12 protein-coding genes are annotated in these 10,788 nt (G+C 64.8%); 5 read left to right on the top strand and 7 right to left on the bottom strand.

What is annotated here, in order from left to right:
- The 3 genes from IH615_RS13870 to IH615_RS13860 all read left to right on the top strand — a co-directional run.
- On the top strand, nt 1-1,413 hold a 1,413-nt coding region (locus tag IH615_RS13870), incomplete at its 5' end, for a PDR/VanB family oxidoreductase (protein WP_291362507.1).
- Nucleotides 1,414-1,416: 3 nt separating this feature from the next.
- Nucleotides 1,417-2,061 carry a glutathione S-transferase gene (locus IH615_RS13865; protein WP_291362505.1) on the top strand — a complete coding sequence of 215 codons (645 nt, stop codon included), beginning with the start codon at nt 1,417-1,419 and terminating at the stop codon, nt 2,059-2,061.
- Between the two features lie 216 nt (nt 2,062-2,277).
- The gene (locus IH615_RS13860) at nt 2,278-2,793 is read left to right on the top strand and encodes an Hsp20/alpha crystallin family protein (protein WP_291362503.1); all 516 of its coding nucleotides are present in this window, start codon (nt 2,278-2,280) and stop codon (nt 2,791-2,793) included.
- A 66-nt stretch (nt 2,794-2,859) separates the two neighbouring features.
- Here IH615_RS13860 and IH615_RS13855 read toward each other — a convergent pair whose 3' ends face one another.
- Genes IH615_RS13855 through epmA form a run of 3 tightly spaced genes read right to left on the bottom strand, consistent with a single transcriptional unit; the run spans nt 2,860 to nt 5,706 of the window.
- Nucleotides 2,860-3,642, bottom strand: coding sequence for an aminoglycoside phosphotransferase family protein (locus tag IH615_RS13855; RefSeq protein ID WP_291362501.1), 783 nt, complete (start codon nt 3,640-3,642; stop codon nt 2,860-2,862).
- Nucleotides 3,602-4,654 (bottom strand): lysine-2,3-aminomutase-like protein, encoded by a 1,053-nt coding sequence (locus IH615_RS13850; RefSeq protein ID WP_291362500.1) that lies wholly within the window; start codon nt 4,652-4,654, stop codon nt 3,602-3,604. The genes IH615_RS13855 and IH615_RS13850 overlap by 41 nt, the downstream gene beginning before the upstream one ends.
- Entirely contained in the window at nt 4,651-5,706 is a 1,056-nt protein-coding gene (gene epmA / locus IH615_RS13845) for an EF-P lysine aminoacylase EpmA (protein ID WP_291362497.1), read from the bottom strand. The genes IH615_RS13850 and epmA overlap by 4 nt, the downstream gene beginning before the upstream one ends.
- Nucleotides 5,707-5,822: 116 nt before the next feature.
- On the opposite strand from epmA, the gene efp reads away from it, so the two are divergent.
- Nucleotides 5,823-6,392 carry an elongation factor P gene (gene efp / locus IH615_RS13840; RefSeq protein WP_291362496.1) on the top strand — a complete coding sequence of 190 codons (570 nt, stop codon included), beginning with the start codon at nt 5,823-5,825 and terminating at the stop codon, nt 6,390-6,392.
- A 47-nt stretch (nt 6,393-6,439) separates the two neighbouring features.
- Here efp and IH615_RS13835 read toward each other — a convergent pair whose 3' ends face one another.
- Together IH615_RS13835 and IH615_RS13830 are read right to left on the bottom strand one after the other, a co-directional pair.
- Nucleotides 6,440-6,658, bottom strand: coding sequence for a DUF2934 domain-containing protein (locus tag IH615_RS13835; RefSeq protein WP_291362495.1), 219 nt, complete (start codon nt 6,656-6,658; stop codon nt 6,440-6,442).
- 51 nt (nt 6,659-6,709) lie between these two features.
- A complete protein-coding gene (locus IH615_RS13830) occupies nt 6,710-7,201 on the bottom strand; it encodes a ferritin-like domain-containing protein (RefSeq protein ID WP_291362494.1) in 492 nt (163 codons plus the stop codon).
- 137 nt (nt 7,202-7,338) lie between these two features.
- Between IH615_RS13830 and IH615_RS13825 the strand changes: the two genes are divergently transcribed.
- Entirely contained in the window at nt 7,339-8,061 is a 723-nt protein-coding gene (locus tag IH615_RS13825) for a class I SAM-dependent methyltransferase (protein ID WP_291362492.1), read from the top strand.
- Nucleotides 8,062-8,198: 137 nt separating this feature from the next.
- Here IH615_RS13825 and IH615_RS13820 read toward each other — a convergent pair whose 3' ends face one another.
- Both IH615_RS13820 and IH615_RS13815 read right to left on the bottom strand, forming a co-directional pair.
- Nucleotides 8,199-8,843: a ThuA domain-containing protein gene (locus IH615_RS13820; protein ID WP_291362490.1), complete on the bottom strand. Its 645-nt coding sequence runs from the start codon at nt 8,841-8,843 to the stop codon at nt 8,199-8,201.
- A 156-nt stretch (nt 8,844-8,999) separates the two neighbouring features.
- Nucleotides 9,000-10,700 carry a DapH/DapD/GlmU-related protein gene (locus tag IH615_RS13815; RefSeq protein WP_291362488.1) on the bottom strand — a complete coding sequence of 567 codons (1,701 nt, stop codon included), beginning with the start codon at nt 10,698-10,700 and terminating at the stop codon, nt 9,000-9,002.
- Between the last annotated feature and the right edge of the window lie 88 nt (nt 10,701-10,788).

The raw sequence follows: 10,788 nt of genomic DNA, 5'->3' as shown, positions 1-10,788 counted from the left end.
ATCCAGAACCGCACCTATCCGGTGCGCGAGGCCTATGGCCTGGTCTGGTCGGCGGCCAATGATGAACAGCCCTTCCGCCCCTTTGCTGGCGCCGAGGGCCGTGAGTGGTTTGCGCTCCGGCCGGTCCCGGTCAATGCCGCGCCAGAAGATGTGCTGGCCGGGCTGATCGGTCTGGCGCCCGATGATCAACCGGCCGACCAGCTTCCCGGTCTCGCCGTCCGTTTCGGGGGCACCTACTATTTCGTCCAGCCGGTCGATGCCGGCCGCGCGATAATCAGGGGCCTGCTGGCCGAACCGCCTGCCGACACGCTGGCCACGCTGCGCCACTACAACGAAGTCCTGGGCAAGCTGCGGGACCGCCTCGAGCGCGCCGCTCGAAAAAAACCCGCGCCCGAGCCGCTGCAGCCGACCTTCGACAAGGTTTCTGCCGATCTGGCCACCATGCCCGATATCGCCATTCCCCGCGGCAACACCATTACGACAGTGGTCAAGCGCAAATGGACCAGCGCCGATGGCGTCGTCGGTTTCGAGCTCGCTGCCCGCAATGGCCACCTGCCCACCTTCCAGCCCGGCGCCCATATCGACATCCACCTGCCCAATGGCATGGTCAGGCAATATTCCATCACCAACGGCCCGGGCGAGCTGATGAGCTACATCATCGGCGTCAAGGCCGAGAGCGCCTCCAAGGGTGGCTCCAAGGTGCTCGTCGAATCCGTCCGCGAGGGCGACCTGCTGTCCATTTCCGAGCCGCGCAACAACTTCCCACTGCGCCGCGACGCTGTCAGGTCAGTGCTGATCGCTGGCGGCATCGGCATCACCCCCCTGCTCTCCATGGCCCGCTTCCTCGACAAGTCGAGCCTCCCCTACGAGCTGCACTATTTTACCCGCGCTGGCGAAACCGTTGCCTTCCGCTCCGAGCTGGAGGCGCTGCATGGCCAGGTGGTCTTCCACACCGGCCTGCCCCGCACCGAGATCGGCACGACCATCGCCACGGCCCTGGGCACCTGGAGCCAGGCCCAGCACGTCTATGTCTGCGGCCCCGGCGCCATGCTCGAAACCGTCCGCGCCACCGCCGCGGCCCAGGGCTGGCCGGAAGAGGCGATCCATTTCGAATATTTCAAGAACGACAAGGTCATCGACAATTCATCGGCCTTCGATGTCGAGCTCGCCCGTTCGGCCATGACGCTGCATGTGCCCGCGGGCAAATCCATTATGGAAGTGATGCGCGAGGCGGGTCTCACCGTCCCCAGCTCCTGCGAACAAGGCGCCTGTGGCACCTGCCTGACCACGGTGATCGAGGGCGAGGTGGACCATCAGGACGTCTACCTCAACAACAGCGAAAAGGCGTCGAACCACTGCATGATGACCTGCGTGAGCCGGGCCAAGTCGGCGCGGCTGGTGCTGGATATCTGACCCATGGCCATCACCCTCTACGACTTCGAACTTTCCGGAAACTGCTACAAGCTGCGGCTGCTCATGAGCATCCTCAAGCTGCGCTATGACATCGTGCCGGTCGACTTCTATCCCGGCCGCCAGCACAAGGCCGACTGGTTCCTGCGCCTCAATCCCTTTGGCCAACTCCCCGTCCTCAAGGACGATGACCTGGTCCTGTCGGACTCCGGCGCCATCCTGGCCTACCTGGCAAAAAAGTATGACGAGACCGGCCTCTGGTTCCCTGACGATCCGGCCGTCACGGCGGAAGTCCTGCGCTGGCACGCCGTCGCCGACGACATCACCGCCACCGCTTCCGCCGCCCGGCTCGCCCTCGGCTTCTTCTACGATTTCGATGTCGAGAAAGCCCAGGCCGGCGCCCACCGCATCTTCCGCCTGATGGACGAACATCTCTGGTTCGGCGAACGCGAGGGCCGCGACTGGCTCAGCTCCCCGGCTCATCCCACCACGGCAGACATCGCCTGCTTCCCCTACGTCATGCTGAGCGAGGAGGGCGGCATTTCCCGCCAGGATTATCCCGCTCTCCGCCGCTGGACCGACCGCGTCCGCCGCATTCCCGGCTTCGTGGTCATGTCCGGCATTTTCCCCGCGGGTCGGGCAGCAGAATAGCAGACGAAAAAACCCTCCAGCGGCCCTTGAAGCGCCCCGATTGCAGACCAAGATCAAAGGCGTCGGACGTCATCGCTTCGGCTCCTTTCAACCATGCGCCTGCCGTCCGGCATCGGACTGGTTTTCCTCGCCGCAAACCTGGAAAACCAGGATCAAACCATCGGCCGCGCCGGAATCGGTCCGGCTCCGGTCGAGTGCATGAGAGGAGACGTATGAATGAGTATTCGTGATCTGATCCCTCGTGGTCGCAGCACTGGCGACGTCCCCGCGACCTATGGCCGTGGCGACGACAGCCCGTTCATGTCGCTGCACCGGGAGATGAACCGGCTGTTCGACGACGTGTTCCGCGACTTCGGCCGGCAGCCCACGGGCCCTGGCCAGTCTTTCATGACCAACTGGCCCAGCGTCGAGATTACCGAGACCGGCAACGAGATGCGGGTGACCGCGGAAATGTCGGGCCTTGATGAGAAGGATGTCGAGGTGATGTTCGACGATGGCGTCCTCGTCCTGCGGGGCGAAAAGCGCTCCGAAACCGAGGACAAGGACCGTCGCTTCTCCGAGCGCTACTATGGCCGTTTCGAGCGCCGCATCCCGCTGGGCTCTGATGTCGATCACAACAAGATCAATGCCCAGTTCAAGAACGGCCTGCTCACGGTGACGTTGCCGCGGAGCGCTGAAGCCGAGTCTCGGCTCAAGCGCATTCCCATCAACGGCCAGAGCCCGATGCACTGAGCGCATAGACCTGACGGCCGGAGCCATTGCCCCGGCCACCCTCCAGCCCTGACAACTGATCTCAACTCAGAGCGCCGAGCGAACCAGGGCGGCCAGCCGGTCGTGCTCGCCCGGCACCTGTTCCACCAGCCGCGCCGCCGCCAATACCGGCAGCCACGCCAGTATCGCCTCGCGCGCCCGCCCACTGAGCCTCACATAGGCATCCAGATAGGTCGCGGCGACATCCGGCACAGCATGCAGCAGGAGCAGGTAGCTCCGGCAGGCATCCGCCTCCGGCGCGCCCTTCGTCGCGTCCAGCCAGTCGATGATGACAGGCGCCTCCGCCGTCCCCATCACGTTGTAGGGGTGGAAGTCGCCATGGCAGAGCCGGTCGCCATCCGGCAGCGTCTCCAGAAGCTGCAGCGTGGCGCCGATTTCATTGGCCGACAATTGCCTGGCTCGAGCGATGGCGCCGCGCAGGCGATCCCGCAGCCTTGGCAGGAATTGGCCGGGCTCGGCATGGATGCGGAGCTGCAATCGCACCACGTCATCGAGCATGGCCTGCGCGTCGCCAGGATGCTCCAGCATCACCGCTGCGATCGGTCTGCCCGGCGCGCGGCTCATCACCACGCCCCACCGGCCGTCGGTCTCCAGCACGCCACGCACCTTGGGCACCGGCAGCTTTCCGTGCTCGAGCATGGCCAGCGTCGCCGCCTCCCGAAACGCCTGCTCCTTTCCCTGGCCGGGCTGGTAGAGCTTGATGACGTCGGCGCCCCATTCGAACACCTCCGCCACCAGTCCGGCGCCAAGCCGCTGCCCCAGCTTCACCTCAGTCGCCTCCACCGGATGGCGGATAGCGATGCTCGCCACCCTGCCAGTCCCGCACGGTAAAGCACCCGTCGCCACCGGCAATGGACGCGGCGCCGATATCGGCCTTGCCATGGCCGCCCGGGATATCCAGCACATAGGTCGGCTGCGCCAGCCCGGATATCCGCCCCCGCAGTGCCGTCACCAGCCTTTGCCCCTCGTCGATGCTCACCCGGAAATGGCCGGTCCCCGGCGCCAGGTCGGGGTGGTGCAGGTAATAGGGTTTGACGCGGTTCTCGACAAACGCCTTCATCAGGCTGGCCAGCGTCCCGACATCGTCATTGACGTTCCTGAGCAGCACCGACTGGCTGATTAGCACGATCCCCCCATCCGCCAGTCGCGCGATTGCAGCCCTAGCCTCAGGCGTGAACTCGCGTGGATGATTGGCATGCACGGCGAGGTAGGTCGTCTTGCCGCTGGCCCTGAGCGCATCCACCATGCCTGGGTCGATCCGCTCCGGCTCCACCACCGGCACCCGCGTATGAAAGCGCACGATCCTGACATGGTCGATCCCGGCCAGCCGCGCCATGATCTCGCGCAGCCGCCGCGGCGACAGCACCAGCGGATCGCCGCCGGTCAGGATCACTTCCCAGATCTCGTCATGCGCCGCAATATAGCCGATGGCGGCATCCAGTTCCGCCCCAGTCAGCGTCCCCAGCCCCTGCGGCCCCACCATTTCGCGGCGGAAGCAGAAGCGGCAATAGACCGGGCACACATGCACCGCCTTGAGCAGCACGCGGTCGGGATAGCGATGCACGATACCCTCGACCGGCGAGTGGCTGAGATCCCCGATCGGGTCCGCCCGCTCCTCCGGCGTCGTCACCAGTTCCGCCACATCAGGCACGAACTGCCGCGCGATGGGGTCATCGGGGTCATCGCGGTTGATCAGCTCGGCCACATGAGGCGTGATGCCGATGGCATATTTCGCCGCCACGGCATCAAGCCCGGCCGCATCGGTGGCCAGGCCCGCTGACACCAGGTCACTCACGCTCTTGATCGGCCGCTGCACCGTCATTCCGCCACCGGCGCCCATAGCACCGCCTCGATCCGGGGCGCGGCCGTTGCCAGCAGCACCAGCCGGTCGAATCCCAGCGCCACTCCACTCGCCTGCGGCATCACCGCCAGCGCCGCGAGAAAATCCTCATCCAGCGGATAGCGCTCGCCATAGATCCGTTGCTTTTCATTCATCTCGGCGGCAAACCGGCGGCGCTGCTCCTCGGCATCGGTCAATTCACCAAAGCCATTGGCCAGCTCGACCCCGCAGGCATAGAGCTCGAACCGTTCGGCCACGCGCGGGTCATCCGCCGCCCGCCGCGCCAGCGCCGCCTCGGCCGCCGGATAGCGGTCAAGAATCGTGATTCGCCCCATGCCCAGCTGCGGCTCCACCTTCTCCACCAGCACCCGGCTGAAGAGATAACTCCAGCTGCGATCCTCCGGCACCTCGAGTCCCACCGCGATCATCTGCGCGGCCAGCGCCTCGCCATCCGGAACGCCAGCAAGATCCATGCAATCCAGCAGATTTATGCCAGCATGCTGCAGGAATGCTTGCACGACACTGACCCTTTCTGGCGCCGCAAACGGATCGCAGTGGCGGTCGCGAAACACAAGCTTGTCGACGCCTGTTGCCTGCGCGGCCAGCCTCAGCATGGCGACGCAATCCTCGATTACCGCATCATATGGTTCACCCGCCCGATACCACTCCAGCATGGTGAATTCAGGGTGATGCAGCGCGCTGCGCTCCCGGTTGCGCCATACATGGCCGAGGCTCGCAATCCGCCGCTCCCCCGCCGCCAGCAGCTTCTTCATGGTGAATTCGGGCGAGGTATGCAGATACATCGCCTGCCCCTCTCCATCATTGCCGATCATGACCGTGCCGAAGGCATGCAGATGCGTCTCATTGCCCGGCGAGCGCTGCAATCCCGGCGGATCGACCATGAGGAAGTCATTGTCATCAAGATAGGCCCGCACCCGCCCTTCGATCCGCCCCCGTGCCAACAGGATTGGCCGCCGGTCCGCATGGACCGATGGCGACCACCACGGCGATGGCTTTGTATCGAGGTAGCTCATGTGACCAGGGCTGGCGATTTTCGCCGAGATAGGATAGTTGGCGCACGAAAGTCTATTCTGGCGTGCGAGACGGCCCTGCCTCTACGACGCGCCAACGAGATGAACAAGGAAGAATAATGGTCAAGGTCATCGCCTCTTCGCTGCGCAAGGGCAACGTCGTCGAACAGGACGGCAATCTGCACATCATCCTGACGGCGGAAAACGTCCATCCCGGCAAGGGCAATTCCATCACCAACGTCAACATGCGCCGCATGTCCGACGGTGTGAAGGTCGTCGGCCGCTGGCGTACCGTCGAGATGGTCGAGAAGGCCGATGTCGACGAGCGCGAATACGACTATCTCTATTCCGACGCCGAAGGTCATCACTTCATGGAGCCGGTCAGCTTCGAGCAGATCACCGTGACCGACGACGTTATCGGCGAGCAGAAGGCCTATCTGACCGATGGCATGAAGGTCTATCTCAAGACCTTCGAAGGCAATGCCGTGGCGATGGAACTGCCCCAGAAGGTCACCGCCGAGATCGTTGAGACCGAGCCGGTGGTGAAGGGCCAGACTGCTTCCTCCTCCTACAAGCCCGCAGTGCTTAACAATGGGCTCAAGGTCATGGTCCCGCCCCATATCGGCGTCGGCACCCGCATCGTCATCCTCACCGAAGACAATTCCTACGTCGAGCGCGCCAAGGACTGATCGCCTCGCGCATGCACCAAGAACCAGCGGGCCCGTTCGGGCCCGTTTCACTTTTCGATATCCCCTGCCGCATCGTGCCAGTGGGCTTCGGCGCGATCTATCGGCGTGCCCTCGGCCAGCCACCTGTCATAGGCCAGCTCCCGCAGCATCATGTCCTTGGCGCGCACCCAATAGTCGAATGCACGTCCCTCGGGCCGGCCATCCTGTTCCCACAGGAAGTAGGCCGTCTGCCGAATGCGCTCGGCAACCTGTGAATTTTTCCGCATCGCCGCGCCGCGAAGAGTGAGCGCGGGGATATACCCCCGCGCCCGTTTGCATCAAGCCGCCTTCTGGTTCACGTTGGCGGTTGCGACCTGGCTGAGCTTCTTATCGGTGGCCACTTCTTCCTGCAGCGTCGCATCCAGCAGCGCCACCGCATCCTTCATGCCAAGCTGGCTTGCCCAGGTCTTGAGCGTGCCGTAGCGGGCGATTTCATAGTGCTCGACGGCCTGGGCGGCAGCGACCAGGCCGGCGTCGAGGGCAACAGTGCCCTTGAACTCGTCCATGATCGACTTGCCTTCCTCGATGATGCCGAGGATCGCGTCGCAGGTCTTGCCGCGCGCCGGCTTGCCCAGCAGTTCGAAAATCTGCTCCAACCGTTCCACATGGCCTTCGGATTCGACCGCATGCTGTTCGAAACCGGCCCTGAGTTCTTCCGATTGCGCAGCCTTGGCCATCTTGGGCAGGGTCTTCACGATCTGCTTCTCGGCATAGTAGATGTCCTTGAGCGTGTCGAGGAACAGGTCGTCGAGGGTTTTTTCGGTAGCCATTCTCTGTCTCCGGTGATGGGTAAGACGCTGCCCCCAAGAACGGCTTCCCCCCGCCGAGGTTCCGGCTCAAAGCCAAACTTAGCTGGTCACATCAGGCGCCGCGGCATAGACTCGCCGCATACGCACCGGGCCTTGCCATGACCGCTTCGCTCTACCCCGCCGATTTCTACCAGCATCGCCGCGTCCATACCGCCCATGCCGCCCGCCGCATTCTCGATACGTTGCCGCCAGCCCTGCCCCGGCACAGCGTCGCCGATATCGGCTGCGGCACCGGCACCTGGCTCGCCGCAGCCCTCCAGGCTGGCGCCGCATCGGCCTTCGGCGTCGAAGGCGAATGGGTCAACCCGGCAATGCTCGATGATGTCAGTATTGCTTTCGCGCCGCAGGATCTCGAGCAGCGCGTGACCGGCCCCCGCGTCGACCTGGCACTATCCCTCGAAGTGGGCGAGCACCTCTCTCCTGGCCGCGCCGAAACATTCGTCGCCGATCTCGTTGCTCTCGCTCCGGCGGTGCTGTTCAGCGCCGCCATCCCCGGCCAGGGCGGCGTCGGCCACCTCAACGAGCAGTGGCAGAGCTGGTGGGCAGAGCATTTTGCCGCCCATGGCTACCACGCCTACGATGTGATCCGCCCCGCCATCTGGACCGACGACGCCATTCCCGCTTGGTATCGCCAGAATATCGTGCTGTATCTGGATGAGACCACGGCGCAAGGGCTGGCGCTGACCCCGACCGAGCCCGCTTTGCTCGACCGCGTCCATCCCGCCTTCTGGAACCGCGCCAACCGCGAACTGCAATATGCCAATGCCCTGCCGGAGTCCGAGGTGTTGCGCCGGCAGGCGGAAGCGGCGCAGCAGCAGTAGTTTTGCTAGTCCCGACGCACCCCACCCACCGGCCGTCACCCTCGGGCTTGACCCGAGGGCTCTGTACTTGGCCATACACTTCTTAAGTGAAGGGCCCTCGGGTCAAGCCCGAGGGTGACGCGCGGTGGGCGAGGAGCCTACCTTGCCGCCCAGATCAGCCCGCGCCGCAAGATCTCCCGCACCGGCCCGACCAGTTCGTCGGCCGTGTGCCCCAGCGAGGAGTAGAACACCCGGCCCTGGTCATGCATGGTGGTGAACACCACTGGCATCACCACATCCTTGCGCCATGGGTGGAACTCTCCGGAAAACGTCGTCGTCGCCAGCACTTCAATCGCCGGGTCATAGTTGAGATAATACTGCTCGCTCGTATGCTCGAAACTCTCGATCCCGGCCATGATCGGGTGATCACCCCGCGTCACATCCACCCGGTAGGTGATGATGTTTCCCGGGTGCTGCACCCAGTATACGCTGGCCATGTAGCGAAACGGCACGCTAGCCCGGAACGTCGTCGCCAGCCCCATATGGTAGCCGGCCAGCCCCGTCCCCGCTCGCACGGCGGCAACAAGATTGCCGATCTTCTCAGGCGCAACGCCATCGGTGATGACAGGCACCACCAGGTCATTGCTGCCCACATCCTCGGCGGCCAGCGCGTCATAGTCATCAGTTACGGTGACGGCAAATCCCTCCGCCTTGAGCAAGTCGCGCACCACATGCGCGCCCCGCTCCGGCGTATGCAGCTCCATGCCGCCCCAGACGACGAGCGCCTTCTTGCCGGCGGTCATGACACCCTCCATTTTACCACGTCGCATCCAGTCACGGCGTCATTCCCGCGCAGGCGGGAATCCACTCTTTGGACCGGCGCGTGCGGAGAATGGATTCCCGCCTGCGCGGGAATGACTCGGTTGAATGCGGAAAAGACTCTGTGGGGAGGTCAGGCTTCATAGCCCCAGCCCCACCGCCCGCGTCCGATGCACACCCTTGGGCACAAAGGCAAACTCACCGGCAATACCAAGCAGGTCCGCAGCCAGATGCACCACGCTCAGCCACATCTCGGTGCCCTGCAGGCTCGCCGCCTGCCCATCGGTAAAGGCAAAGCCCTCACCCGGCATCCACCGCGCCTCGGCCCGCGCGATCACCGCCCGCGCGATCGTCTCGGCCTCGGCGCGCCGATAGCCGGTCTGCCTCAAGCACAACAGCAGCGGATGGACGGTATCGAGCAGGTTGCAGGCCGTATAGGTCCGCTCCGAAAACCCGCCATAGTTGCGATAGTTTGCCAGCACCGAGTCGATTGCCCGCTCGGCATTGGGCACCGGCAGGCCGAACTGCGCATAGGTGCCGCGTGTCAGCCGATAGAAGCCGTTGACCGGCTGCAACAGCCCTTCCGCGGCCGTCGTCGAACCCCACAGCCCGGTCGCCCGATCCTGCTTCATGGCGAGCCAGCCAAACAGCGTTTCGCGCGCCCGTCCGGTCGAGAAATACCGCGCGTTGAAGTAAAGCGCCGTGCCGATGGCATCCACCGCCGCGCCCGCACCCCAGGCCCGCTCGCGCCAGGTCAGGCTTTCGAGCCAGTCGCACAGCTCCGCCGCGCCGAGCTCCACCGCCGCAACCGGATATTTCGGCTGCCCGCCCAGCACCTCGATGGCATAGCCCACCGACAGCACATTGTAGAGCGCCAGCCCGTCATCGCGCATTGCCTGCCCCGCCACTGGCGGACGGTGCGGATCGGGAAACAGCCCCGTCACCGGGTCCTGCAAGTCCAGCAATTCGCCCAGCGTCCTGGCCACATCGAGCCCATCCGGCACCGCGCCGAACCCGGCCGCAATCTCGATGGCATCGTTCCGATGCCGTGCACTCGCGCGCACCGAGCCATCGGCCTCGCGCGACACATAGTTCCCGTCCTGCCGATGCCGCGCCAGGATGTCCGGCCATTGCGCCTGCGCTGCCGCCCCCAGCCGCGCGAGACTCGCCACGGCATCACCCTTCACCGCTTGTCCGCGATAGCGCACCACCTTGGCCGGCACCCCGCCCACGATTGCCAGGTCAGGCACGTCCCTGCTCACCACCGCTCCGGCCGCGATCACGGCGCCCTTGCCCACCGTCACCCCATCCAGCACCACCGCATTGGCCCCGATCCACACATCGTCCCCGATGGTAATGCCCAGGCTCTCATGCTTTTGCCGATGGATCGGCACGCTGGGATCATCGAAGCCGTGATTGAACCCGACGATCGATACATGGCTCGCAATGCGCACCCCGTCGCCGCAGCGCACCCTGCCCGAAATCATCGCATAGGGATTGACCGTGCAATGCGCGCCAAACTCCACATCCCCGCGAACCAGCGCATGCCCGGCAATCCAGCTCGCCTCGCCCAGCACCAGATGCGTCGTAAAGATCGCCGCCTCCGCCGCCACATAGGCCGTCGGATGAAAGCTGGCGCCGGCCGTTTCCACCAGTCGCGCCTGCCGCGTCCGATGCTCGGGCGCCTCGATATCAGCTGTTGTCCGATCCCACGTGAGGAACTGCAGCCGGGCTTCGTGATCGGCCCATGCCGCTTCCTCTGGGGGAGAGGGCCTGCCCTCAGGCTCCGACCCGAGGGTCGGCGCGAAGCGCCGGGTGAGGGGGCCTTCCTTCTCGATCATCAGCACTCTCTCCCAGCTTCGGCATGCGGGACCCACCCTTGATCCCTCCGCACAAGGGGGAGGGAGACGATGAACACGAGCGTCGAGC

It is taken from the genome of Devosia sp. (assembly GCF_014860165.1).
GTDB lineage: Bacteria > Pseudomonadota > Alphaproteobacteria > Rhizobiales > Devosiaceae > Devosia.
This window is presented reverse-complemented; position numbering and strand designations above follow the sequence as displayed.

Coding starts and splice junctions, on each gene's coding strand:
- IH615_RS13865 (WP_291362505.1), top strand. CDS start 1,417: ATGGCCATCACCCTCTACGACTTCGAACTTTCCGGAAACTGCTACAAG.
- IH615_RS13860 (WP_291362503.1), top strand. CDS start 2,278: ATGAGTATTCGTGATCTGATCCCTCGTGGTCGCAGCACTGGCGACGTC.
- IH615_RS13850 (WP_291362500.1), bottom strand. CDS start 4,654: ATGACGGTGCAGCGGCCGATCAAGAGCGTGAGTGACCTGGTGTCAGCG.
- epmA (WP_291362497.1), bottom strand. CDS start 5,706: ATGAGCTACCTCGATACAAAGCCATCGCCGTGGTGGTCGCCATCGGTC.
- efp (WP_291362496.1), top strand. CDS start 5,823: ATGGTCAAGGTCATCGCCTCTTCGCTGCGCAAGGGCAACGTCGTCGAA.
- IH615_RS13835 (WP_291362495.1), bottom strand. CDS start 6,658: ATGCGGAAAAATTCACAGGTTGCCGAGCGCATTCGGCAGACGGCCTAC.
- IH615_RS13830 (WP_291362494.1), bottom strand. CDS start 7,201: ATGGCTACCGAAAAAACCCTCGACGACCTGTTCCTCGACACGCTCAAG.
- IH615_RS13825 (WP_291362492.1), top strand. CDS start 7,339: ATGACCGCTTCGCTCTACCCCGCCGATTTCTACCAGCATCGCCGCGTC.
- IH615_RS13820 (WP_291362490.1), bottom strand. CDS start 8,843: ATGACCGCCGGCAAGAAGGCGCTCGTCGTCTGGGGCGGCATGGAGCTG.
- IH615_RS13815 (WP_291362488.1), bottom strand. CDS start 10,700: ATGATCGAGAAGGAAGGCCCCCTCACCCGGCGCTTCGCGCCGACCCTC.